Annotated in this window: 21 protein-coding genes, 1 other RNA gene and 1 pseudogene; 5 read left to right on the top strand and 18 right to left on the bottom strand. The window is 46.9% G+C overall.

Features of this window, described 5'->3' with window-relative positions; all coding sequences use genetic code 11:
• Positions 1-9: 9 nt before the first annotated feature.
• Positions 10-1,980 (bottom strand): T9SS type A sorting domain-containing protein, encoded by a 1,971-nt coding sequence (locus tag IMZ16_RS09055; protein WP_193439765.1) that lies wholly within the window; start codon positions 1,978-1,980, stop codon positions 10-12.
• Between the two features lie 15 nt (positions 1,981-1,995).
• Here IMZ16_RS09055 and IMZ16_RS09050 point away from each other — a divergent pair, with 15 nt between their 5' ends.
• A complete protein-coding gene (locus IMZ16_RS09050; RefSeq protein WP_193439764.1) occupies positions 1,996-3,606 on the top strand; it encodes a hypothetical protein in 1,611 nt (536 codons plus the stop codon).
• 4 nt (positions 3,607-3,610) lie between these two features.
• Entirely contained in the window at positions 3,611-3,865 is a 255-nt protein-coding gene (locus IMZ16_RS09045) for a hypothetical protein (RefSeq protein ID WP_143154068.1), read from the top strand.
• 68 nt (positions 3,866-3,933) lie between these two features.
• Here the strand turns inward: IMZ16_RS09045 and IMZ16_RS09040 are convergent, their stop codons facing one another.
• From IMZ16_RS09040 to IMZ16_RS08985, 12 genes are all read right to left on the bottom strand, one after another.
• Positions 3,934-4,389, bottom strand: a complete 456-nt coding sequence (locus IMZ16_RS09040; protein ID WP_193439763.1) for a regulatory protein RecX — start codon at positions 4,387-4,389, stop codon at positions 3,934-3,936.
• A gap of 68 nt (positions 4,390-4,457) precedes the next feature.
• A complete protein-coding gene (gene glyA / locus IMZ16_RS09035) occupies positions 4,458-5,726 on the bottom strand; it encodes a serine hydroxymethyltransferase (protein WP_193439762.1) in 1,269 nt (422 codons plus the stop codon).
• A gap of 285 nt (positions 5,727-6,011) precedes the next feature.
• Entirely contained in the window at positions 6,012-6,896 is an 885-nt protein-coding gene (locus IMZ16_RS09030) for a DUF72 domain-containing protein (RefSeq protein WP_193439761.1), read from the bottom strand.
• Between the two features lie 83 nt (positions 6,897-6,979).
• On the bottom strand, positions 6,980-8,638 hold the full coding sequence (locus tag IMZ16_RS09025) for a ribonucleoside-diphosphate reductase subunit alpha (RefSeq protein WP_193439760.1): 1,659 nt from the start codon (positions 8,636-8,638) through the stop codon (positions 6,980-6,982).
• Between the two features lie 2 nt (positions 8,639-8,640).
• A complete protein-coding gene (locus tag IMZ16_RS10455) occupies positions 8,641-8,847 on the bottom strand; it encodes a PIN domain-containing protein (RefSeq protein ID WP_262891499.1) in 207 nt (68 codons plus the stop codon).
• 44 nt (positions 8,848-8,891) lie between these two features.
• The gene (locus IMZ16_RS10450) at positions 8,892-9,062 is read right to left on the bottom strand and encodes a PIN domain-containing protein (RefSeq protein WP_193439759.1); all 171 of its coding nucleotides are present in this window, start codon (positions 9,060-9,062) and stop codon (positions 8,892-8,894) included.
• The gene (locus IMZ16_RS09010; RefSeq protein WP_073179760.1) at positions 9,059-9,262 is read right to left on the bottom strand and encodes a hypothetical protein; all 204 of its coding nucleotides are present in this window, start codon (positions 9,260-9,262) and stop codon (positions 9,059-9,061) included. Before IMZ16_RS09010 ends, IMZ16_RS10450 begins: the two co-directional genes overlap by 4 nt.
• A gap of 36 nt (positions 9,263-9,298) precedes the next feature.
• Positions 9,299-10,273: a ribonucleotide-diphosphate reductase subunit beta gene (locus IMZ16_RS09005; RefSeq protein WP_193440838.1), complete on the bottom strand. Its 975-nt coding sequence runs from the start codon at positions 10,271-10,273 to the stop codon at positions 9,299-9,301.
• A gap of 185 nt (positions 10,274-10,458) precedes the next feature.
• A complete protein-coding gene (locus IMZ16_RS09000; protein WP_193439758.1) occupies positions 10,459-11,046 on the bottom strand; it encodes a hypothetical protein in 588 nt (195 codons plus the stop codon).
• Positions 11,047-11,058: 12 nt separating this feature from the next.
• The gene (locus IMZ16_RS08995; RefSeq protein WP_193439757.1) at positions 11,059-11,916 is read right to left on the bottom strand and encodes an alpha/beta hydrolase family protein; all 858 of its coding nucleotides are present in this window, start codon (positions 11,914-11,916) and stop codon (positions 11,059-11,061) included.
• Positions 11,904-12,812 (bottom strand): PfkB family carbohydrate kinase, encoded by a 909-nt coding sequence (locus tag IMZ16_RS08990; RefSeq protein ID WP_193439756.1) that lies wholly within the window; start codon positions 12,810-12,812, stop codon positions 11,904-11,906. Before IMZ16_RS08990 ends, IMZ16_RS08995 begins: the two co-directional genes overlap by 13 nt.
• A gap of 26 nt (positions 12,813-12,838) precedes the next feature.
• The gene (locus tag IMZ16_RS08985; RefSeq protein ID WP_193439755.1) at positions 12,839-15,457 is read right to left on the bottom strand and encodes a valine--tRNA ligase; all 2,619 of its coding nucleotides are present in this window, start codon (positions 15,455-15,457) and stop codon (positions 12,839-12,841) included.
• A 125-nt stretch (positions 15,458-15,582) separates the two neighbouring features.
• Here IMZ16_RS08985 and IMZ16_RS08980 point away from each other — a divergent pair, with 125 nt between their 5' ends.
• On the top strand, positions 15,583-16,062 hold the full coding sequence (locus tag IMZ16_RS08980) for a DUF1573 domain-containing protein (RefSeq protein WP_073179771.1): 480 nt from the start codon (positions 15,583-15,585) through the stop codon (positions 16,060-16,062).
• A 62-nt stretch (positions 16,063-16,124) separates the two neighbouring features.
• A complete protein-coding gene (locus IMZ16_RS08975; protein WP_193439754.1) occupies positions 16,125-16,997 on the top strand; it encodes a PPK2 family polyphosphate kinase in 873 nt (290 codons plus the stop codon).
• On the opposite strand, the gene rnpB is transcribed toward IMZ16_RS08975, so the two are convergent.
• From rnpB to IMZ16_RS08950, 5 genes and pseudogenes are all read right to left on the bottom strand, one after another.
• An RNA gene (rnpB, locus tag IMZ16_RS08970) (RNase P RNA component class A) lies at positions 16,998-17,314 on the bottom strand.
• Positions 17,315-17,402: 88 nt separating this feature from the next.
• A complete protein-coding gene (gene rimM / locus IMZ16_RS08965; protein ID WP_193439753.1) occupies positions 17,403-17,921 on the bottom strand; it encodes a ribosome maturation factor RimM in 519 nt (172 codons plus the stop codon).
• Between the two features lie 327 nt (positions 17,922-18,248).
• Positions 18,249-18,812, bottom strand: a pseudogene (locus IMZ16_RS08960) (30S ribosomal protein S16); the annotation flags it as partial.
• 174 nt (positions 18,813-18,986) lie between these two features.
• Positions 18,987-19,436, bottom strand: a complete 450-nt coding sequence (locus IMZ16_RS08955; protein WP_193439751.1) for a hypothetical protein — start codon at positions 19,434-19,436, stop codon at positions 18,987-18,989.
• A 3-nt stretch (positions 19,437-19,439) separates the two neighbouring features.
• Positions 19,440-21,035, bottom strand: a complete 1,596-nt coding sequence (locus IMZ16_RS08950) for a Na+/H+ antiporter (RefSeq protein WP_193439750.1) — start codon at positions 21,033-21,035, stop codon at positions 19,440-19,442.
• A 113-nt stretch (positions 21,036-21,148) separates the two neighbouring features.
• Here IMZ16_RS08950 and IMZ16_RS08945 point away from each other — a divergent pair, with 113 nt between their 5' ends.
• Complete coding sequence (locus IMZ16_RS08945; RefSeq protein ID WP_193439749.1) at positions 21,149-23,173, top strand: M3 family metallopeptidase; 2,025 nt, start codon at positions 21,149-21,151, stop codon at positions 23,171-23,173.
• Positions 23,174-23,242 lie beyond the last annotated feature (69 nt).

Below are 23,242 nucleotides of genomic sequence, written 5' to 3'. Positions count from 1 at the left end.
TTTGAGTTGCTATTTTTTTAAAATCTTCTTGGTCAGCGTTTGTTCACCAGCTTTTACGGTAATGATATACAGGCCTTTTGCCAGGCTGGCTGCAGGAATTCTCGCCTCGTGGCTGTTGAACTCACCGCTGAATACCAGCTTGCCGGATGCATCGTAAAGCTTCACGCTGCTGATGCGCTCACCGGAAGATTTCGCCACAAAGGTAAGATTATCTTCGTAAACCTGCAAATCCTCCTTCGCTATATCGTTGGCTTTCAGGAGATTATCGCTGTACACGATTTCAAATCTGTCCGTAGTGGTGCCTTCTTCAGCGGTGAATGTATATTTGCCATGTGAAAGATTTGCCACCTTGCCCGTCATTTTATCTTTCAGGAAGATGTCTTGCTTGCCTGCAAAGATGCCTTCCGCCTTATCGATACGGATGCTGTATTCCCCCGCCATAAAGTTGGCGGTGCCCAGCTGCACCACATCATCTCCCTTAAAGTTCGGGCGGCCGTTGATGATGACCTTTTTCCCTTCCACCACGCTGAACAGCAGGTCGGAAGCTCCGCTGATGTCTTCAGAGTCATCCTGGCCAAAACCTTTCTTGCCATTCTCATAATACACCACGGCAATTTGGTTGTTCATTTTTGTAGGCGCCGTCAGGCTTAGCCAGTAGCGGTCTCTATCCTGCTTCCTTGCGGTATTTCCGAAGAATGCCACACCGCCTTCTCTCACCATCATTTCGTTGGTAAATGTAGCATTGCCTTCCGTAGTAGCCTTGGCAATAAAGCCCTGCCCTACTTTCAGGATGCCGTTCGGTACTTTATCATTCGCTGTTTCCGCTTGCGCGTTGGATTGTGCTACCCCTCCGGTTGCTCTCGTACCGGTAGAGTTATCCACATTGTAGGTTGCGTAGGAGTTACCGTTGTATGCACCGCCGTACTGCTGCACCTCCTTGTTTACCGCGCTATCCCACAGATAGAATGTAGTATCTAGATTATTGTTTACCACGAAGAAGTTTTCAAGGCTAAACTTCGCGGCATATGGGTTGCCCAGAAGGTTGTAGCCTTCGCCGCCTTTCTCCAGTTTATAAGTTTGGTTGCCGTGCACCACCGCTCCTTTGAAGCCGTACAGGTTCTCCTTTGCCTTATCCTTCACAGCGTAGGCCTTGCCCACTACATAGGCACCGTCCGAATCCTTGAAGAAATCCGTTTTCTCATCATAATAAAGCACCCTCTTAGCCTCTGTAGCGGTTTTGATGTTCACGCCCTTTACCGGCATAGAAAGGAAGTTGTACTGATTGTCGTCCGCATTCTTCGTTTCGCGCTGCACGGTGATCTGCCCGCTTACGCTTGCCGCCGCATTATCAATTACGAAGCTGCCGTCCTTCTCCACGATGAAGTTGCTGCCGTCTCCCTGGTTTTCGAAGTTTCCTGCGGAGATGTAGCGCCCGTCTGCAGCGGTTACCTTATAGCCAGGCTGTACGCTAAGCTTGCCCTTGGCAATCAGGTTGTTGGATTCTTGGGTGTTGAAGTTGTTCGCAAGGTTTACATTGTAGAAGGTTTCTGCCTTCGCAGTATCGTTGCCGTTGATTACCTGCGTACCTGTTCCTGCAAAGGTAATGGTGCTGTTGCCCATCTCGAAAGTTCCCGCGTTATTCCAGTTGCCGTGCATTTCGATTTCGGTATTGTCGCCCATCGTTAGGGATGCGCCATTCTCAATCGTGATATTGTTGAAGGTAGCGGTGCTTTTATATTTCGCTGCATTAACATCGTCAGCCTTTACCACAGGCTTGTTAGTAGCGGTGGCTGGGATGATGACATCCGTAGTCTTATCCGGCACCTGATAGTTTTCCCAGTTTTCGCAGTAGAACCAGTTGGTACCGTTGGAACCCAGCCAGGTTCCCGGCTGCACGGTGCCGTTCTCTGTGAAGGCTTTTGCAGCAGCGTTAGTTGAGATGGTGGTATCGTTACCAGGTTTGTTTGCAAACTCAAACATAAAATAATTATGAAGATGAAACTACACCAGACAAGAAAAGCTGCGGCGGCGGCTGCAGTACTTGCCTTCACGGGTGCCTTTGCACAGACTACCTATACTTACGAAAACGGTCAATGGACCCCGCGGGAGCCTGCCAGCTCCTTTAGGAACACCATCGTGATAAAATCTGACCTTGAGGCTGGCTTCAGCAGGGCGAAGGACATCATCGTAGAGCCGGGCGTAAGCCTTACCATCAACCGCTCTATGGAGATGAAGGGCGCGCTGCAGAACTTCGGTACCATAGTGGTAAAGGATGGCGCGAGCTTCGTGCAGAGGAACACCAACGAAGAAGGTACGGATGACAACTACTCTGAAGGTGTCTTTGTATATGAGCAGAATACTAAGCCGCTATCCCGCCTACAGTATGCTGCTTGGTCCACCCCAGTGGTGAGCAATATTACGCTTAAAGACTTCTCGCCAAAAACGGTAGATGGGAGATTCTATCACTATAACGACGGCAGGTTTGAGCCGGTAGATGCCCACAGGACTAAGTTCGGAGTGGGAAGGGGCTACCTGATCCGCGTACCGAACGATTTCCCTACGGCACCGGAGACAGCAGTATTTACTGGCAGATTCGAAGGATCCAAGCCGAACAACGGGAATATCAACGGCAGCCTATACTTTGTAGAAGGTACCTATGCCTTCGTAGGAAACCCATATCCAAGTACTCTGGACCTGGATGCCTTCCTGACGGCGAATCCTAAGATCAACGCGACCTACATCTGGAACAGCGTAGAGGCTAACAATGTGGCAGCAGGCCAAACCCCGATGGAGCAGCTGTACTTCGCATACACCATTACAGGCTCTACCGAAATCACCGGGAATGAGCTTGTACCGCCGGCACAAGGCTTCCTTGTAGCCCGCCAGGAGGGCGTAAAGTCGGTGAATTTCACCAACGATATGCGCTTGATTGATTATGAATTTTTCAACAAAGGTGCCAAGACTGCGGACCGCTTCTGGCTGAACATAAAGAATGATGCAGGGCTAACGAAAAACCTGTTGGTAGGCTACAAAGGCGGCAGCAAAAACTACGAGGGAGGGTACGATGCTGAGCTGATCCCTTCCGGAGGTGCCGATATCTACAGCAGCGTGGAGGGTAAGAAACTCATCATCGACGGCAGAGGATCCTTCGATGCAGCTGATGCCATCACTCTTGGCGTAGATGTGGAGCAGGCGGGTACTTATCAGCTGTCCCTTGTGAAGAAAGAAGGTGCTTTTGATACCCAGAAAATCTACCTCCGCGATAATGAAACAGGCGCAACCGCTGAACTTTCAGCCGGAGAGTATAGCTTTACTGCAGAGAAATCTAACCCTGGCCGCTTTACCGTATACTATGATAATGCAAAACTGGCAACTGGGGAAGCAGCGAAAGCAGGCATCCAGATTTACAGCAACGCAGGGAAAGTGAATGTAACTTCAGCGGAGACAATTGCGAAGATCAGCGTGTATGACCTTAGCGGAAGACTATTGACTTCTCAGAATGTAAATGCTAAAAAAGCTGAAGTAAGAGTGAATGGCAGCAAACTTGTACTGGTAAATGTAGAACTTGCTGACGGAAATAAGGTTAACAAAAAAATAAAACTTTAAGAATATGAAAAAGATTTTAGCAACTCTGATGCTCGTAGCAGGCTTGGGAAGCTCCTATGCCGGAGAGCCGAATATATATGAAAATAACACAGAAAGGGCAAACAGTATTAACCCTGGGCATGATGGTGTATTCTTTGGAGATGATGATCCGGAACCAAATGTACCGCCTTCCCCGATTAATGATTACCTGCCGGTTCTAATAATTGCGGGTGTTGCCCTTGCAGCTTATATGGGTAGAAAACAGAGCGCAAAAGCATAATTATAAGCTTGCTATTGATTAATTGAAAAAACTCCTGCGGATTGCAGGAGTTTTTTTATGCAGTAGAATTAGAAGATTTCCTGTAAAACCTCCCACTCGAAACCACGGCCCATCAAATACCGCGTAGTTTTAATGTTCTTCTGATAATCCTGCATCCCGCGCAGCCTGCCGTGATATTTTTCCCATTCTTTTTTTGCCGTTTCGAAATAATCCTCCTCATCAATTTCATCAAAGCAGCTGTTCATCAGCTTTTCAGGGACGCCTTTCAATTTCAGATGCTGCCGGATTTTGTTTCTGCCCCAGTGTTTCTGGTAAAATTTTCCGCGGATAAAGCTTCGTGTAAATCTCTCCTCATTAAGGTAATTTTCCCGAATCAAGTAAAGCAGAATTTCCTCCTTCGCTTCCGGAATCAGCACGAATTCCCGCATCTTCTGCTCCACTTCGCTATGGCACCTGTCCTGATACGCACAGTAGTTCGCCATTTTCTGCTTGATTTCCTCAAAGGTAAACAGCTTTTTTTTCATCAGCCAAAAATAAAAATTGCAGCCATATTTTCAGCTGCAATCTTTTTAAAATAAAAATTGAAAATTCATTAAAACACGAACAATTCCCTGCTTTCCATCATCTCATTCACCTTCTTTTTCACGCCGGAAATTGCGGCATCATCTTTAATATTATCCACCACCTCAGAAATCAGCTCGGCAATTTTCGGCATATCGTTTTCTTTTAGGCCCCTTGTTGTAATTGCGGCCGTTCCCAAACGAATTCCGGAAGTCAAGAACGCCGACTTATCATCGAACGGCACCATATTTTTATTGCAGGTAATGTCTGCCTTTACCAGCGCTTTTTCCGTTTCCTTGCCGTTCACATTTTTATTGCGTAAGTCAATGAGCATCAGGTGGTTATCAGTTCCGCCACTTACAATGTCGAAGCCTAAATCCACCATAGCTTTCGCCAAAGCCTGTGCGTTGGCAATCACTTGTTTGGCGTATGTTTCAAATTTTCCGTCAATCGCTTCGCCGAAAGCCACGGCTTTTGCAGCAATCACATGCTCCAGCGGTCCGCCTTGCGTTCCTGGGAAAACTGCACTGTCCATCACTGCGCTCATCATTTTTACTTCGCCCTTCGGCGTTTTATGGCCGTATGGGTTTTCGTAGTCCTTGCCCAGCATTATCATTCCGCCTCTTGGTCCGCGCAAAGTTTTGTGCGTGGTAGTAGTCACGATATGGCAATGTTCAAACGGTGAGTTCAAAAGACCTTTCGCAATCAACCCTGCAGGGTGCGCAATATCCGCCCAAAGTGTAGCGCCAATTTCATCCGCCACCTCACGGAATTTTTGGTAATCCAAATCCCTTGAATACGCGGAATACCCGGCGATTATCATTTTCGGTTTTTCGCGCAGCGCCGTTTCGCGCATCTGCTCATAGTCAATCAGGCCGGTTTCCCTGCTCAGCCCGTACGAGCAGATTTCGTACTGGATCCCCGAAAAATTCACCGAGGAGCCGTGCGTAAGATGCCCACCCATCGAAAGATCCATACCCATCACCTTATCGCCGGGCTTCAGCACGGCAAGGTACACCGCGGCATTCGCCTGAGAGCCAGAGTGTGGCTGAACATTAGCGTACTCCACGCCGAAGAGTTTTTTGGCGCGCTCTATCGCCAGGTTTTCCACCTCGTCTACCACTTCGCAGCCACCGTAGTAGCGTCTTCCCGGGTAGCCCTCGGCATACTTATTCGTCAGCACGCTGCCCATCGACTTCATTACATTATCGGACACGAAATTTTCCGATGCTATCAGTTCCAGCCCGTGTGTTTGCCGCTGTCTTTCCCTCTCAATCAGCTCAAAGATTTGGTCATTCATCACAAAAAAATTCTATCCCTCAAAATTAGCAAAAAGAAACTTCAGCGCACCATTTCCCCGCAGATTTTTTGGGCGCCTTTTCCGGCTATCCGCTATTACTCCTCGTTTTGCCGCTCCGCTTCGCTCCGCGGCAAAAACTGCGGGGTAGCCGCTTCTATCCGGGGCGCAGACTTAGACACAAGAATCAAGAGCCAAAAACCAAGACAAAAATGAAGGACAAAAGAGCCATTATTCATAAACGAGAATCCCTCAACCTCAACCTCAACCTAAATCTAAACCTTGTCCCTAAAACCTCTCCTTCACCTCTGCCATTTCGGGAATTTCCAAGTCGGTGTTCCAGGCCTTGTTCATTTTCTCGATGAAGTAGGCGGAAAGCAGCGGCGATGCTTTTTCCACATTCTGGTGCACGAAGAAATACAGGTTCTGCAGGCCGGCATCCTTCCATTCCGTCAGCCTTAGCAGCCAGTCATCCAGCCTCGTATAATCGCTTTCCGCATTGGCGCCTACATAGCGTATGAACGCATTGGGCGTCGTAAGGCGCATATGCAGCATATCGCGTCTTCCAGCCGTATCCACGATGATGTTGGTAATGTTGTGCGCTTCGAACAGGGCCATCGTTTGCTCAAAAATCTGCTTATCTTCAAACCATTCCTGATTGCGAAGTTCCACAGCCAGCGGAATTTCCTCTGGCCAATCTTTCACGAAGCTTTCCAGCCGGTCGAAATCTTTCGGCTTGTAATTATCGTGCAGCTGCAGGAAGCTCATCCCTAATTTTTCACCGAAATTCAAAACCGCCGTGGTAAAGCGCGTTACAGGCTCTTCCACATCCTTCAGCCTACGGTAATGCGACACGCTCTGATTAACCTTCGGGAAGAATTTAAAATCGCCCGGCGTCTTGTCCTTCCACTCCAGAACCTGCTCAGGCGAAGGCATTTTGTAAAATGTGGCATTCAGCTCCACAGAATTGAACTGCGTGGAGTAGTATGCCAGCTCATCCTTCGTTCCGCGCGGATAAAATCCTTTCAAATCAGTCTTGTTCCACTTTGCACAGCCAACGGAAATGGTTTTCAGCGGCTCTTTATTCTGCTTCAGGATTTCCGCAGTCCGCTTATCATCTTTTGGCAAACTGAAATCTATCTCTGAAGGATTTTCTACCTGTCCGAATTTCATTTTGTTTAAGCTAAAACTTAATTTAAACCTTCGCTAACTTACTTTTTACTTTTGCCTTCGTTCTTATGTCTTTATTCTAAATATTACGCTTCACAGCTGGTGCAAGTCACGAAATTCACCATCAGTTCTTTGGAGACGGATGAACTTCTTTGGTAATACAGCGTTTTTACGCCTTTCTTCCAGGCTTCGATGTAGAGGTAATTTACATCCTTCACAGGCATCGTGCTCGGTATCATCAGGTTCAGCGATTGTGCCTGATCGATGTACTGCTGCCGCTGCGCTGCCTGAGAAATAATCTCCATCGGAGAAATTTCCTGGAAGGTTTTAAAAACCGCCTTTTCTTCATCAGTCAATCCCTGGACTTTCATCACGGAACCGTGGTTCAGCATAATTTCCCGCCAGGTATCTTCATTGTCCAAGTCCTTTTCCTGAAGCAGTTTGGCGAGGTACTTATTCTTCCGCATAAAGTTTCCTTTCGCAAGGCCAGCCTTGTAATAGTTGGAGGCGAAAGGCTCAATTCCCGGCGAAGTTTGCCCTAAAATCGCCGAGCTGGAAGTAGTTGGCGCCACGGCAAGCAGCGTGGTATTGCGCTTTCCGTAGCCCTTCAGAAGTTCCGGCTCACCGTAGATGTTGGCCAGTTCTGCCGAAGCTTGCTCAGCCTGTTCACGGATGTGCCGGAAAGCCCGAGCGTTGAATTGCGTGGCTTCGAAACTTTCGAACGGAATCATATTGCGCTGAAGGTAAGAGTGATAGCCTAAAACGCCGAGCCCAAGCGCTCTGTGGCGCATTGCGAAATTCCTGGCGCCCTGCAGGTAATAGTTGCCCTCCGTTTTTTCAATGAATTCTGAAAGCACGGCATCCAGGAAATATATCGCCAGCTTCACGGCGTGGGTATCCTTCCATTCATCGAAAAGCTCAAGGTTCATCGATGATAGGCAGCAGATGAAAGATTCTTCCGGAGTGGACGGCAGCATAATTTCTGAGCAAAGGTTGGAAGCGTTTACCGTAAGGCCTAAGTCCTTGTAAACCTGAGGTTTATTGCGGTTCACATTGTCTGTGAAGAAGATGTACGGCAAGCCTTTTTGCTGCCGGCTTTCCAGAACTCTTGCCCAGATTTTGCGCTTTTCGATATCGCCATCAATCATATCCTGCATCCAGTAATCTGGAACGCAAACGCCGATGAACAGGTTCTGTATCGGGCTTCCGATGTCCTTGATGCTCAGGAATTCCTCGATATCACCGTGATCGATATCCAGGTAAGCTGCGAAAGCACCGCGCCGAACGCCGCCCTGCGAAACCACATCCATCGAAGTATCGAAAAGTTTCATGAACGATACGGCGCCGGAAGATTTTCCGTTGTCCGTCACCGCCGTTCCGCGGTGCCGTAGTTCACCGAAATATCCGGAGGTTCCGCCGCCGATTTTCGTCTGCATAATCACTTCGCCTAGCTTGTGCGTAATGCCTTCGATGCTGTCCGGAACATGCACATTGAAGCAGGAAATCGGTAGGCCACGCTGCGTACCCATATTTGCCCAAACCGGCGACGAAAAGGAGATCCAGCCTTTGGTAATCATCTCTTCAAAGGCTGGCTGAAGCTCCGGTTTGTAGAGCCTTTTCGCCGCGGCAGTTGTGATGCGCTCTATCGCACCTTTTACGGTTTCACCCTTAAGCAGATAGCCGCGGTTCAGCATCTGCTCGGACTCATCATTGAGCCACCAAATATCTGTGTTTTGTTCTTCCATAGTTAAAATTTTCCAGATAAAAGCTCCCTGCTTGAAACCGTATGGTCTTGCAATTCTGTTAGAAGTCTCTTATCTCCTGTCCAAATTTTTGTATTTAGTTCTAATGCCAGAGCTAAAAACGGCGTATCATCCTCATCAATTTCTTTTAATAAATGGTGCGCCCTTTTCCAGTTCTCCAAGCTTATTAGGTCTTCTGAAATTAAATTCACCGTGCTGAAAACTTCACGGCAGATTAATTGCAGTTCGTCATCATTCAGTTTAGAATACTTCTGATTTTTTCCGAATATCTGCTGAGTTCAGTTCTGATGAACTCTGGCGCAAAAAGCCGATACTCAGCATCAAAACTCAGCAGCATCGTGCCAATATCCGATGATGGATTCAGAAGCGCGCTGAAAATGATATTGGCATCTACAACTAGATTCACTGCAGAAATCTTTCACGGTTTTCCTGCCACCAGTGCCGTTTCAGTTCGTCAGCCAGCTCATTCACTTCAGTTTCAGAAGCTTTACTTTTTTTCAGTGTTTCCCTATATTTCAAAAAATTTACAACCTTCTGCAAACTCATAACATCAACATTATCAGAGACTTTCAGCAGAATTTCACCATTAGCCCTTTCGATTGTCATTTTTAAAGTTTTTTAGTTGAACTTTCTGCAATTTACTCAAAACAAATCAAACGCAGTGATGCTCTTGTCGTGCTTCGTGTAGTCCACAGGCCTTTTCGCGAAGAAATCGTCCAGAGAGTTGGCGAAAACTTCTTCCTCGAACCACTTCATCGGCCTGTATTCTTCCGGCGAGACTTCGTAGCGTGGCTGCAGCCCGATTTTCTTCAGAGAGTCATCCACCCGGAATTTCATAAAGTTCAGCAGATTTTCCTTCGTCAAATTCTCAATCTCTCCCATTTCAAAAATCCAGTCCAGGATCTCCTCTTCCACATCGATAGAATGGTCTATCAGCGTATAGATATCCTCAATGTCCGATTCAGAGAGCAATTCCGGCTGCTCTTCCCGAATTTTGTTGATAAGGTAAATGCCTGCATTGGCGTGGATTTGCTCATCCACGGAAGTCCACGCAATGATGTTGCTCACATTTTTCATATAGCCCTGAAACCTTGTGAATGACAGAATAATGGCAAACTGCGAGAACAGCGATACATTTTCAATCAGGATGGAGAACAGCAGCAGGGATGATACATATTCCTTCGGCGTTGTGGAATTGGCGTGGCGAAGCGCATTGCTCAGGAAGTCTATGCGTTTTTTAATGGCCGGTATTTCCACCACTTTCAGGAATTCTTCGTTGTAGCCCAGCACTTCCAGCAAGCGGCTATACGCTTCGGAATGGCGAAATTCGCACTCTGCGAAAGTTGCGCCAAGGCCGTTCAGCTCAGGCTTTGGCAGGTGGTTGTACAGATTTCCCCAGAAGGTTTTCACGGAAACCTCGATTTGTGCGATGGCAAGCAAAGCGTGCTTCACGGCGTTTTTCTCGTGCGGCTGAAGTTGCGAGTGAAAATCCTGCACATCTGCAGTGAAATCCACTTCGGAATGCACCCAGAAGGATTTATTAATCGCCTCCACAAACTTCAAAACTTCCGGATATTCAAACGGCTTGTAGCTGATTCTTTTGTCAAAAATTCCCATAGTTTTCAGATGAATTGTGAACAAAAGTAACCAAGATACTCCGATTGAGAAAAAGGAGTTATCCACAAGGAACTGTAAGTGCTTAATTCTTAGCGACTTATAAACTATTAAGACTTCTAAGAGCCCTAAAATGAAATTTTGAATTAAACCAAGTTCTCAACTATCTGGTTTACAGTAACTTAAAATTAAACACTGCTTTTGCGCAATAATGTTATAACATTCACAAATAGCAGCAGCAGGCACAGAACGGCAAGCACCGCCCTCCGGGTAGCCTGCGTACGGTACCAACCAATCTCTTTTTCAGCACGGGCGTGTAACACCTGACCCAGGTCCTCGTAGCTGCGGACCTCGATAATAGGGTCGAGATTTCGGCTTACCATCGGATGCCGGGAAAGATACACCATATTTTTATTTCCTAAAAAGCCTGCAAGCCATAGTTCTCCACCGCTTTCGAAGCGGAGATACTCCATTCTGTAATGGTCGGGTCTTATTTTTCCCAGGTGTATGACTGGCCCCGCCCCTACAGTATCGCGGCTGATCAGGTAAAAGTCTAGCGGCTGAGGGAGGCTGTTGATAACCTGTACAGAAACATCCTCATTACTGGGCTGTTTAAAAAAATCCTCGGCGAACTTCCAGGCAAAAAAAAGTATGGTAAGAGAAACTGCTGCCCAACGGATAATCCTGAAAATCCTCGCCCGCCTCCCTTCCTTAAAAAACGAAAGCAGCAGCGAAAGGGAAAGCAGAACGAAAATTGTAAAAAGAATATATCCCATTGATACCCGCCGTTAACGAATGCTATCTGAACTTTCCAGCCACCGCAATGGCACTTCCCACAGCGGTTTGTTGTAGCTACGGAAAAAGTTTATATGCCCGATGTCGTTCAAAGGCGACTCGGATTTTTTTAGCTGGTGCCATTCCGGCCGGAGGTTTGGGTACACATGCTTCAAGAGGTTCTCCATCCCCGCCCTCGTCACCCACGCATCGTCTTCCGCACTCAGCATCAGTGTTTCATGTGTTAAGGATTTGGCAAAATTTTTCCCTATTTTTAAATATAATTCAAAAGTACTTTTTTGCTTAAGGATGAGCGTGCGCCAATCCATCGCCGAACCGGCTGGCAAGCTCTCGCCAAGACCAAAACGATGCGCTGGAAAATATCCCAAAAACGCGGTAAGAAGCGGCACCAGCAGTCCGAAACATATCAATGCCATAGGTTTTACATTATTAGGAAGGTTGCGGTACCAGCTGTCCTGAGTGGCGGTAAACACGAACTTTTCGAACATCCGGGAGTCTGCCATCCCCATTATCAGCGCACCCACCGAGTGGCCGAGGCAGAATTTTCGGTGGTCAGGATACTTTTCATTTATAAAACTGAGCAGGGAGGCAAAATCTTCTGTCCCCCAGCTCCTCATCGAGGCTGTGCACTTTTTCAGATTTTCCGGCTTGGAATTCCCGATACCCTCATAATCATAAGTTAAAACCGTATAGCCTTTCTCTGCAAAAAAACGGGCAAACTTAAAATAAACCTGCTGCCGCACACCCGTAGCAGAATTGATGAGGAGCAGCCTACCCCGAGCCCGCTCCGGCTCGAAGAGGTGTACCGAGAGCATACAGCCATTTGCAGATCTTATTTTCAGTTCTTCCATATTCCGTCGGCGTTTTTCAATTCTTTTAAAAAAGGTAAACCAGCCTGCGACCCGCGTTTTGCAGCTGCGCGCGACGCTACCGCGAGACCGAATTTTACGCCGTCTGCCACCGAGCTGCCATGGCACAGCGCCACACCCAGTCCGGCGGTGAAGGCATCCCCTGCCCCCATAGCGTGCACCGGATCCGGTCTTTCCCCGTCCTCCCTTTGCACCTCCAAACCATCAGAATATTTTATGGTGAGCGCATCTTCGCGGATGAATATTTTGTTTGGATAGCGGCGCAGGGCTTCCTCCGTCTCCATACCGAAAACTTTTGGGACATCCTTTTGTTTTACTACGATGAAGGTGGCAGCATCTATCATTTGCTGCGGCAGAGCAATCCCCGGGGAGGCATATATTCCGAGTTTCTTTCCGTGATAAAGGGCAGAAGCTGCTGCCTTTTCTGCCACCGCAATCGGGATCTCCAGCTGAAGAAGCACCATATCGCAGCTTGCAAAATGTTTTTCTGCAAAATCTATTTGCTCTGGTCTTACCTGGTGATTGGCTGAAGGCACCACTATGATGGTATTCTGGCCTCCTGCCGCCGCCACATAAGCAGCGCCCGTAGGCACGCTTTCTTTTTCTGCCACGAAGCCTACATTCACGCCCTCCTCTACCAGATGCCGCAGCACCTGCTGGCCCTTGGGATCCATACCGACAGCACCCACGAAATATGCGGTAGCCCCAAGGCGCGCAGCGGCTACTGCCTGGTTGGCGCCCTTTCCGCCAAAAAAATTCTCGGATCGCGAGGCAAGAACCGTCTCCCCCGCCCCGGGAAATTCTTCAGTATTTAAAACAAGGTCGATAGAGCAGCTGCCCACCACGATGATTTTAGGATGTGGATTTCTTAAATTCATTACTGCTAATTTAGCAAAAAAAATTCTCAGTCAAGAGACTTCAGTTTTGCCTCGAGATGCGCAATTTTTTCCTGGGCATCACGCTGCTTTTTGCGTTCGTTCTCTACGATTTCAGGCTTGGCATTCGCCACGAATTTCTCGTTGGAAAGTTTCTTTTCCACCGATGCCAAAAAGCCTTTCAGGTAAATCAGCTCTTCTTCCGTTTTTTCTTTTTCTGCTTGCAAATCCAAGTTTTCGCTCAGCGGAATTGAAATTTCCGAAGCGCCAACTAAAAACGAAAAACTTGGTTTTTCCGTTTTTTCGGAGAAATAAATTTCGGAAACATTCGCTAGTTTTTTAATCAAATCTTCATTCTCAAATTTTGACGAACCCGTATAAATTTCCACTAATTCTTTCGGCGAAACACCTTTGCTTTGCCGGTAATTCCTGACACCTGAAATAATTTCTTTGGTAGTTTCAAATCTTGAAATTAATTCCTCGCTGAAAATTCCTGCCGGCTTTTGCTGAGCGATGATTAGGGCTTCATAAGTTTTTCTTTCTGCTAAATTTTGCCAAAGTTCCTCCGTTAAAAACGGCATAAATGGATGCAGAATTTTCAGCAGCTCACCGAAAAATTCGATGGTTTTGTCGAAAACTTCTTGCGAAACCGGTTCGCCAAAATCAGGCTTGATGGCTTCCAGATACCAGCTGCAGAAATCGTCCCAAATCAGCTTGTAAACAATGTGCAGCGCATCAGAAATCCGGAATTTTTCAAACTGCTGCTGAATTTCCGTAATACTCTTATTCATCTGATTTTCAAACCATTGCACTGCCTGCAGCTCTGCATTTCCTGCCTCTTTATCCGCTTTTTCCCAGCCCTGAATTAATTTATATGCATTCCAGATTTTCGTGGCGAAATTCCTACCCTGAAGCATCAAATCTTCATCGAAAAGCAAATCATTTCCTGCCGACGAACTCAGCAAAATGCCGACCCGAACAGAATCTGCGCCGTACTTATCTATCAGCTCAATAGGATCTGGCGAGTTGCCGAGGGATTTTGACATTTTCCGCCGCTGTTTGTCCCGAACAATTCCGGTGAAATATACATTCCTGAAGGGAATTTCCTCACGGAATTCCAGCCCTGCCATTATCATTCTTGCCACCCAGAAAAAAATAATATCCGGCCCTGTCACCAAATCAGTTGTCGGATAATAATACCTAACATCCTGATTTTCAGCATCAAGCAATCCATTAAAAACTGAAATCGGCCACAGCCACGATGAGAACCAGGTATCTAGCACATCCTCATCCTGCTTCAGATTTTCCAGTTTCAATGCCACATTGCCGGATTTTTCTTTGGCTAATGCCAAGGCTTCATCTGCATTTTCCGCCACCACAAAATCATCTTCCCCATCACCATAATAATACGCCGGAATTTGCTGCCCCCACCAAAGCTGCCGCGAAATATTCCAATCTCGGATGTTCTCCATCCAGTGCCTATAGGTGTTTTTGAATCTTTCGGGATGAAATTTTATCTCATCGTTCATCACCACATCTAGCGCAGGCTTCGCAATTTCATCCATTTTCAGGAACCACTGCTGAGAAATTTTCGGCTCAATTACAGCGCCCGTCCGCTCAGATGTGCCTACTTTATTTACATAATCTTCCGCCTTTTCCAGCAGGCCTTTTTCTTCCAATTCTTTGGCAATTGCCTTCCGAACTTCGAAACGGTTTTTGCCGTGGTAATGCAATCCGTGATGATTCAAATTTGCATCATCATCCAGACAATCAATGATTTGCAGATTGTGACGGATGCCGATTTCATAATCCGCCACATCTTGTGCCGGCGTGATTTTCAGCGCTCCGGTTCCAAATTCCGCATCCACATAATCATCCGCAATTACTGGGATTTCCCTGCCTACAATAGGCACGGTAACTTTCTTTCCGTGCAGATGAATATAGCGCTCATCATTTGGATTCACGCAAACCGCCACATCACCGAAAATCGTCTCTGGCCTTGTAGTTGCCACAATTATGAAATCCTCAGAATTTTCTATTTTATATTTAAGATAATACAATTTGCCATTTTGCTCCTTGAAGATCACTTCTTCGTCGGAAATATTGGTTTTAGCTTCAGGATCCCAGTTAATCATCCGGTATCCTCGGTAGATTAAACCTTTATTAAATAGCTCCACGAAGGATTTAATCACCTGTGCAGACATTTCTGGTTCCATCGTGAAGCGCGTTCTGCCCCAGTCGCACGAGCAACCTAATTTCTTCAGCTGTTCCAGGATTGTGCCGCCATACTTCTCCTTCCATTCCCAGGCGTGCTTCATAAATTCTTCACGCGAAATCTCGTTTTTACTGATGCCTTCCGCCTTCAACTTTGCCACCACTTTAGCTTCGGTGGCGATGGAAGCGTGGTCCGTACCGGGAACCCAGCAGGCATTGTAGCCCGTCATTCGCGCTCTTCTCACCAGCACATCCTGAATCGTATTGTTCAGCATATGGCCCATATGAAGAATTCCCGTAACATTCGGCGGCGGAATTACGATGGTGTAAGGCGGCCTATCATCAGGCACGGAACGGAAGAAGCCGTTTTCCGACCAGTACTGGTACCACTTCTGCTCTGTATCTTGCGGGTTGTATTTGTCTGAAATCTGCATAATCTGAAATAACTTTTGCAAAAATAATGGAACGGAATTTCAATTGAAAGCGATTTGTAAAAATGTTTTTAACTTTGGCGTTGAATTTGTATCAAACTATAGCATTTTTGCAAAAAATTTATATTATGAAAAAATTGTTTGCAGGCGCTGCGTTGCTTGGCGCTTTCGTGCTTGGAACGGCACAAACCATTACTTTCGATAAAACGATTATCGATTACGGAACGATTAAACCGGGCTCTGATGGCCAGCGCTATTTCACCGTGACGAATACTGGTGATAAGCCGCTGAACATTACCAATGTGAAGGCTTCCTGCGGATGCACCACACCGGTTTGGCCTACAGAAGCGATTCAGCCGGGGAAATCGGCTAAAATCAAGGTGGGCTACGATACGAACATCGTGGACCCGAACGGTTTCCGCAAAATCATCGAGGTATTTTCCAACGACCCGCAAAACGGCAGGGCTACGGTTTACATCACCGGGAAAATTGACCCTAATGCACCGGAAGCTGCCACCGCAGCGCCTACAAAGGCTGCCGAAACAAAGGCGGATGCCAAGGCTGTGCGCACAACTACCACAACAAAAGTTTCACGCACGAGAAAATAATTGAGTTCTTCACTGACTGAAACCGCTTTCACGAGCGGTTTTTTTGTTAAAAATCTACAGCAATGGATTTAGATTTCACCGATGATTTTTTAGTAAAAGATAAATTTTCCATCAAAGATTGGTCTACGAAATACCGTGGAAATCTCGATAAATCTGCCGGCAAAAAAATGCTTGCCGAAGAGAAGGAAAAACTTTACGACTTGCAGGAGAGACTGTATGCAGACGGAAGCCAGGCACTTCTCATCGTGCTTCAGGCGATGGATGCCGCCGGAAAAGATTCGCTAATTGAGCATGTGTTCAGCGGCGTAAATCCGCAGGGTTGCAATGTCACGAGTTTCAAGCGGCCATCCACTTTGGAATACAGCCACGATTTTCTTTGGCGGCATTATTTAGCTCTGCCGAAGAAAGGCTACATCGGGATTTTCAACCGTTCTCATTACGAAAGCGTCTTGGTGACGAAGGTTCATCCGCAGTTTAATCTTAACGAAAAAACCTGGAATTCTGTAGAGCAGTTTGACGAGAAATTTTGGGAAAACCGCTACGAAAGCATCCGGAATTTTGAGAGGCACATTTCCCTGAACGGAACGAAAATCGTGAAAATCTTTCTGAATGTTTCCAAAGATGTGCAGAAGGAGCGCTTCCTGAGCAGAATAGATGAGCAGGAAAAAAACTGGAAATTCGAGTTTGGCGATTTGGAAGAGCGCGCACTTTGGGACGATTATATGGCGGCTTACGAAAGAGCCATCAATGAAACCTCGAGGGATTTTGCGCCGTGGTTCGTGCTTCCAGCCGATGACAAATGGTTCGCAAGAGTGGCAGCCATTCAAATTATCATCAACGCTTTGGAAAGTATGAACCCGAAGTATCCCGCTGTTTCTCAGGATGTTACGCTAAAATTACAGGAAGCGAAGCAGCGGCTGCTCAGCGAAAAATAAACCACGAGAAAATCTGTAAGCCGGATTCTGTACAGGAAAAAAATAAAACCTGTGCCTGCCATTTATCTGAGCCGTGCATTGCTGCGCGGCTTTAGCTGCCTACCCCTCATCTTTGGCCGAGCAGGCCTTGGCAGATGATATACTTGGCATTGCACCGCATAGAGTTTACCGGATTTCACTACAGCCTTACCTGTACCTGCTTTCTGTTGCACTGGTCCTCACATCGCTGTGGACGGGCATTACCCGCTATGCCGCTCTTTGGTGTCCGGACTTTCCTAACTTTTTTCGGGAAAAAGTTCGGCAGGCCGAAATTCTCGTGGAAATTGCAAAGATAGCAAATGCTGATAGCTTTTGGCTACTAGCTTTTTGCCTTAATCTTGGTTCTCAAGTCTTGTGTCTTGGCTCTTACCCAAACACTTCCACCAATCCTTCTGGAAGATTCATTTTGATGAAACGCTTTTCGCGGTTCACCTCGGCAATCCAGTCTTTGATGATTGGGATGATGATTTCCTTTTTGCCTGAATCCACGATGAAGAGGTGCTGCGCCGTCTGATCATTGATTTGTTGAATGCTGCCGATTTCCTTTCCCTCATCATCCAAAACCTGAAATCCCAGAACTTCGTGGTAATAGAACTGATTTCCAGTGAGTTCCGGCAAAGTGGAAAGTGGCAGGTACACATCCTTTCCCACGGTTTGTTCCGCCATTTGCAGCGAAGCATTTTTAAAGGTGATGATTTTCGAATTATCCTTCGTCCATTGCTGTTTCTCCACAAAAAACGGAACCAAAAGCCCGTTGATTTCCACGAAAAAAGATTCCAATTTTTCGTAAAATTCCGGCTGATCTGTATCAAGTTTTAAAATCACATTGCCCGCCAAACCGTGCGTCCTCGTGATTTTCCCGAGAAAATAATAATCCTTGTGCATTTCTTCAGAAACAAACAGAGACGCAAAACTGCGCCTCTGCAAAATTAATTTTTTATACGGAATTTAGGCTTCCTCTTTTTTCTCCTCTCCTTCTGCCTTCTCCTCGTCGTTTCCGCCGGTTACAGCGTCCACCACATTCTCTACCGCTTTAGTTACCGCTGCAGCTGCACTTCCTATGCCCTCCGCGATTTTCTCCACTGTAGATTTCTCCTCAGTTTCAACCTCAGCTTTCGGTTCTTCCGCTGCTTCTTCCTTAGCAGGCTCTTCCTCTGCCTTTGGCTCTTCTGCTTTTTCTTCAGCTTGTGGCGCTTCTTCAGCAGCAGTTTCCTCAGTTTTTTCTTCTGAAGATTCTGCCTCAGCAGCCTCTTCAGCTTTCTTAGCGGCTTCCTCTTCAGCTCTCGCCGCTTCTTCTTCCGCTTTTTTCGCTGCCTCAGCTTCTGCACGAACCGCATCCTGAGCAGCCTTTCTGTCGCTGTTTACTTTCTGCTCGGCTTCCAGCGCTGCAGCTTTGGCATCAGCCTTCGCCTTTGCCAGGCCTTCGGTTTTTCCTTTGATTTTTCCTTCCTTTTCCTCAAGCCAAGCGTTGAATCTCTTCTCTGCCTCAGCCTCATCGAAAGCGCCTTTAGCTACGCCGCCCATAAGGTGTTTTTTGTAAAGTGCACCTTTGTAGGAGAGAATCGCCCTTGCTGTATCGGTAGGCTGCGCACCGTTGTTCAGCCACTGCACGGCAGAATCCACATTCAGCTCGATGGTTGCCGGGTTGGTGATTGGGTTGTAAGTGCCCAGCTTCTCGATGAAGCGGCCGTCTCTTTTCGCGCGGGAATCTGCCACCACGATGTGATAGAAAGGCTTGCCCTTTTTCCCGTGCCTTTGCAATCTGATTTTTACCATAAATGTTAAATTTTGGGAACTCGTCCCGATTAATAATTTTAAGCGTGCAAAGATAACACTTTTAGTTCAAAGTTTAAAATTTGAAGATCAAAGTTTTTCACGGCTCTGAATTTACTGAATTTTCAAACTCGCTTAAGCAACCTTAAACTTCATGACTTGACCTTAAAATAAGAACTACAGCACCTTCTCTATTCTCTGATAAATCCCATTCAGCGTAAATTCATCGCCGGCGGTTTTCCCTTCCATTATTTTTGCCATCGGGCTTTCCGGCGAAATCGCGTAGAATCTGTCGCCTCTGAAGAAAAATTCACCGAGCGCCACAGAAATGTAGAACCGCGCTTTGTTCGTGATGACGAGCGCACCTGTTCCTGCAGTTTTCGCCGGGAAGTTCAGAACTTTCGTCATTTCCTTTTGCATCGTCGTCAATGCAAACCGCTGTCTATCAAGGTGATAAATCTCTTGCTGCATTTCTTCGCGGAAGCTGTCGTACTTCGGCGTTTTCTTAATATCGCGGCTTGCTTCCAGCGTAAAATTGCGGTAGAAATCCAGCGTCTTCACCTTGCCGGAAAGCATTTCCAGGATATGGTTCCGGATTTCGGATTTGTCATAATCGGCATTCAGCATATATCAATCGACTTTAAAGTGCCGAATCCTTTCCTCTTCAAGATCAATGACATATAATTTTTCGCGGATTATATCTTCGTTCATATTCGGGTTTTCTGCATTTACCCTTAGGAGGAATTGCCGCTGGGCATCGTAGAGGCGGAGGAAAAAGTTGATTTTTTCCTGATCCATAAATCTCTCGTCGGGCAGGGCAATCCTTTTTTCCCAATCTGAAAGAACTCGGCTGAGTGTTGGGTTGTTCTCTATCTCGCTGCCATACTTTTCTCTCACGCGAGCGATGGAGAATTTAAGTTTCTCCCGCTCGATCTCTATGGAAAGATCCTCATCGGAAATCTCCGGCTCGGGCCATCTGAAGGCTTTAATCATATACGGAAGGGTAAGCCCCTGAACCACGAGGGTTAATACAATTACTGTGAATGAAATGAAAATTATAAGGCTTCGGTGGGGAAATTCATTACCGCCGATAAAGTTCGGGATGGCAAGCGCCGCTGCAAGGGAGATCACGCCGCGCATCCCCGTCCAGCCCATTACGATTGGGAAGAACTGCCAGCCGTTCAGCATACCTTTGGTAATTTTCTTCCGCCGCATAAATAACGCGGAAAGCATTGAAATATAGTAACTTACAATCCTTACCAATATCAGGATTACAGTAATTAACACGCCGAAGCCTATGGCCTTGCCTATGGAGACGCCGTCCCCCTTCAGTCCTTCAATTATTTCCGGGAGATCCAGACCTATCACCATGAAAACCACCCCATTAAGAAGGAACGAGAAACTTTCCCAGACATTTCCCAGGCCCACCCTGGTAGATGCCGTAAGGCTGCGATACTGCTTGCGCGAGAGCAGCAAGCCTCCCGACACCACTGCCAGTACTCCGGAGCTGCCCACCTCTTCAGCAAGCAGATACATTAAATATGGCTGTATGAACAGGAGCAAAATATCGGCACTCTTGTCATTCGGAAGAAATTTGTGAACAATAAGAAACAGATACGCCAGGATTATCCCCACCAATGGCCCGCCTATCACCATCCAGCTAAAGCTGGCGGCTACCTCGCCCCATACCAGGTGCCCGGTGCCGATAGCTATCAGCGCAAACTTGATGATGATTAATGACGAGGCATCGTTCATCAGGCTCTCCCCTTCCAGGATGGAGGATGTAGCCTTGGGCACCTTTACAAATTTCAAAATAGCACCCATACTTACCGCATCCGGCGGCGAGACGATGCCGCCCAGCAGGAAACCGAGCGCCAGGGAGAAACCCGGGATGAAGCGCTCCGCCACAAAGGCTACCACGGTAGCGGTAAAGAACACCACCAAAAAGGCAAAGGAGAGGATAATCTTCCTCCACCTCCACAATTCTTTCTGGGAGATGGACCAGGCCGCCTCAAAAAGTAGCGGCGGCAGCACCATAAAAAATATGATATCCGGATCTATATGCAGCCTGGGAAGATTCGGGATAAAGCTGAGCCCAAGGCCTGCAAGCACAAGTAAGATGGGATATGCCACACGGATGCGCTGTGCCAAAAGCACCAGCACGATGATGAGCACAAGCAGCACGAGAATCAGCGGGAGGTATTCTGTAAGGCTTTCAGTTTGCATGCGGCAAATTTCAAGATTTGAGATTTATTTGGCAAAAAAAATTACGGCCTGCAAATTTGTCCGCTAAATTTTTCACGGAACAAATTTTGCCACCATCTGCACAAAAAATTTTGATGGAAAATATTCTGACAGCGCCATTTAAAACAAAATATGAAACCGCGCCCTTCGAGGAAGTAAAAACCTCTGATTTCCTGCCTGCATTCCGGCATTTAATTAAAATATCAGAGGGGGAGATTCAGCAAATCGCGGGCAACCCGGAGCCGCCCACATTTGCCAACACCATAGAGGCACTGGCCTACTCCGGGCAGCAGCTGGACAGGGTATCCAGCCTGTTCTTCAACCTGAGCTCCGCAGAGACCAGCGACGAAATTGAGGAAATAGCCCAGGAAGTATCCCCGATGCTTTCAGAGTTTTCCTCCAAAATTTCTCAAAATGAAGAGCTTTTCAGCAGAATTAAATCCGTTTATGACAATAGGGCGAGCTTAAAACTATCGGGCGAGCAGGAGATGCTGCTGGAAGACACCTACCTGGGCTTCGTTCGCAGCGGAGCCCTCCTGGACGAAGAGGGCAAGAAAAAACTTGAGGACATCGACAAGGAACTCTCCACCAAAACCCTCCAGTTTGGGCAGAATGTGCTGGCGGCTACCAACGCCTTTTTTCGGCATATCACGGAAAAAAGTGAGCTGGAAGGCATCCCCGAGAGCATAATGCAGCAATATGCCGAGGAGGCGCAGCGGCGCGGGCTGGATGGCTTTGTAATCACGCTGAAATCGCCAAGCTACCTCCCGCTGATGACATATGCCAAAAACCGCCAGCTCCGCAAAGAAATAGCCCTGGCGAGCGGAAGACGGGCCTTTGATAATTCGGAAAGGGATAATCAGAAACTGATCCGCGAAATTATCACATTGAGAAATAATGAAGCTCAGCTTTTAGGATATGATAATTACGCTGATTTCATTCTCGAAGAAAGAATGGCAAAAAGTACGGCAAAAGTTTATAAATTTCTTAACGAATTACTCGAAAAAGCAAGGCCCTTTGCAGAAAAGGAAATCGCCGAACTAAAGAAAATGGCAGCCGCCGAAGGCATCAGCGAAATGCAAAGCTACGATCATGCTTACTTTGCGGAGAAACTTCGCAAAGAAAAATTTGATATAGACGAAGAGGAGCTGCGCCCGTATTTTGAGCTGGAAGGTGTGCAGGAGGCAGTCTTCGGGCTGGCGGGGACACTTTTCGGCCTTAAGTTTAAACAAAGCAGCGTATATCAAAAGTATCACCCTGATATTCAGGTGTTTGAAGTCTATGATGAAAGAGACGATACCGAGTTGGTAGCTATCCTTTATACAGATTATTTTCCGAGGGAAGGCAAGCAGGCCGGCGCCTGGATGACGAACTATAAAGACCAGTGGCAGAAGGATGGAGAAAATTCCCGGCCGCATATTTCCATTGTCTGCAATTTTACGAAGCCAACCGCCGAGCGCCCTAGCCTGCTGACATTTCAGGAGGTCACCACGCTTTTCCACGAGTTTGGTCATGCCCTGCACGGCATATTGGCAAACACGCAGTATCCCGGCCTTTCCGGCACATCCGTAGAATGGGATTTTGTGGAATTGCCAAGTCAATTCCTAGAAAACTACTGCTACGAACCGGAATTCCTGAAGACTTTTGCGAAACATTATCAAACTGGCGAAACCCTTCCCGATGAAAAAATTGAAAAACTCTCGGCTTCCAAGAATTTTATGGAAGGATACCAAACTATGCGGCAGGTAGGTTTCGCACTGTTAGATTTGGCATACCATACCAGGGCAGGACAAGTGGAAGACATCAAAGCATTTGAGAATGAGATACTTAGGGATCTAAGCCTTTATCCTGAAAATCCCGATACGGCTATGAGCCCTACCTTCTCTCATATTTTCCAGGGCGGCTATGCAGCAGGCTATTATTCCTATAAGTGGGCTGAGGTGCTGGATGCCGATGCATTTTATTATTTTAAAGAAAACGGTATTTTTAATGAAAATATCGCAAACAAGTTTAAGTACCTTCTCTCGCAAGGCGGCACAAAAGACCCGATGGAGCTTTATAAGGAATTTCGGGGGGACGAACCTAAAATTGACAGCCTGCTGAAACGGGCTTTCGGATGATGAAAAACGCAGGCATAGGAGGCTTGCGTTTTTTACTTTATGATGGCGGAAAGCGACCAGCGGTGACAA

The sequence above is a fragment of the Cruoricaptor ignavus genome (genome assembly GCF_014961145.1).
GTDB classification, from domain to species: Bacteria; Bacteroidota; Bacteroidia; order Flavobacteriales; family Weeksellaceae; genus Cruoricaptor; species Cruoricaptor ignavus.
Note: the sequence above shows the minus strand (reverse complement) of the source record. Positions and strands in the feature narration are given on the sequence as shown.

What these genes read in the sequence shown, in the direction of transcription:
- IMZ16_RS09055 (WP_193439765.1), bottom strand. Translation starts at nt 1,980, where the DNA reads ATGTTTGAGTTTGCAAACAAACCTGGTAACGATACCACCATCTCAACT.
- IMZ16_RS09050 (WP_193439764.1), top strand. Translation starts at nt 1,996, where the DNA reads ATGAAACTACACCAGACAAGAAAAGCTGCGGCGGCGGCTGCAGTACTT.
- IMZ16_RS09045 (WP_143154068.1), top strand. Translation starts at nt 3,611, where the DNA reads ATGAAAAAGATTTTAGCAACTCTGATGCTCGTAGCAGGCTTGGGAAGC.
- IMZ16_RS09040 (WP_193439763.1), bottom strand. Translation starts at nt 4,389, where the DNA reads ATGAAAAAAAAGCTGTTTACCTTTGAGGAAATCAAGCAGAAAATGGCG.
- glyA (WP_193439762.1), bottom strand. Translation starts at nt 5,726, where the DNA reads ATGAATGACCAAATCTTTGAGCTGATTGAGAGGGAAAGACAGCGGCAA.
- IMZ16_RS09030 (WP_193439761.1), bottom strand. Translation starts at nt 6,896, where the DNA reads ATGAAATTCGGACAGGTAGAAAATCCTTCAGAGATAGATTTCAGTTTG.
- IMZ16_RS09025 (WP_193439760.1), bottom strand. Translation starts at nt 8,638, where the DNA reads ATGGAAGAACAAAACACAGATATTTGGTGGCTCAATGATGAGTCCGAG.
- IMZ16_RS09010 (WP_073179760.1), bottom strand. Translation starts at nt 9,262, where the DNA reads ATGACAATCGAAAGGGCTAATGGTGAAATTCTGCTGAAAGTCTCTGAT.
- IMZ16_RS09005 (WP_193440838.1), bottom strand. Translation starts at nt 10,273, where the DNA reads ATGGGAATTTTTGACAAAAGAATCAGCTACAAGCCGTTTGAATATCCG.
- IMZ16_RS09000 (WP_193439758.1), bottom strand. Translation starts at nt 11,046, where the DNA reads ATGGGATATATTCTTTTTACAATTTTCGTTCTGCTTTCCCTTTCGCTG.
- IMZ16_RS08995 (WP_193439757.1), bottom strand. Translation starts at nt 11,916, where the DNA reads ATGGAAGAACTGAAAATAAGATCTGCAAATGGCTGTATGCTCTCGGTA.
- IMZ16_RS08990 (WP_193439756.1), bottom strand. Translation starts at nt 12,812, where the DNA reads ATGAATTTAAGAAATCCACATCCTAAAATCATCGTGGTGGGCAGCTGC.
- IMZ16_RS08985 (WP_193439755.1), bottom strand. Translation starts at nt 15,457, where the DNA reads ATGCAGATTTCAGACAAATACAACCCGCAAGATACAGAGCAGAAGTGG.
- IMZ16_RS08980 (WP_073179771.1), top strand. Translation starts at nt 15,583, where the DNA reads ATGAAAAAATTGTTTGCAGGCGCTGCGTTGCTTGGCGCTTTCGTGCTT.
- IMZ16_RS08975 (WP_193439754.1), top strand. Translation starts at nt 16,125, where the DNA reads ATGGATTTAGATTTCACCGATGATTTTTTAGTAAAAGATAAATTTTCC.
- rimM (WP_193439753.1), bottom strand. Translation starts at nt 17,921, where the DNA reads ATGCACAAGGATTATTATTTTCTCGGGAAAATCACGAGGACGCACGGT.
- IMZ16_RS08955 (WP_193439751.1), bottom strand. Translation starts at nt 19,436, where the DNA reads ATGCTGAATGCCGATTATGACAAATCCGAAATCCGGAACCATATCCTG.
- IMZ16_RS08950 (WP_193439750.1), bottom strand. Translation starts at nt 21,035, where the DNA reads ATGCAAACTGAAAGCCTTACAGAATACCTCCCGCTGATTCTCGTGCTG.
- IMZ16_RS08945 (WP_193439749.1), top strand. Translation starts at nt 21,149, where the DNA reads ATGGAAAATATTCTGACAGCGCCATTTAAAACAAAATATGAAACCGCG.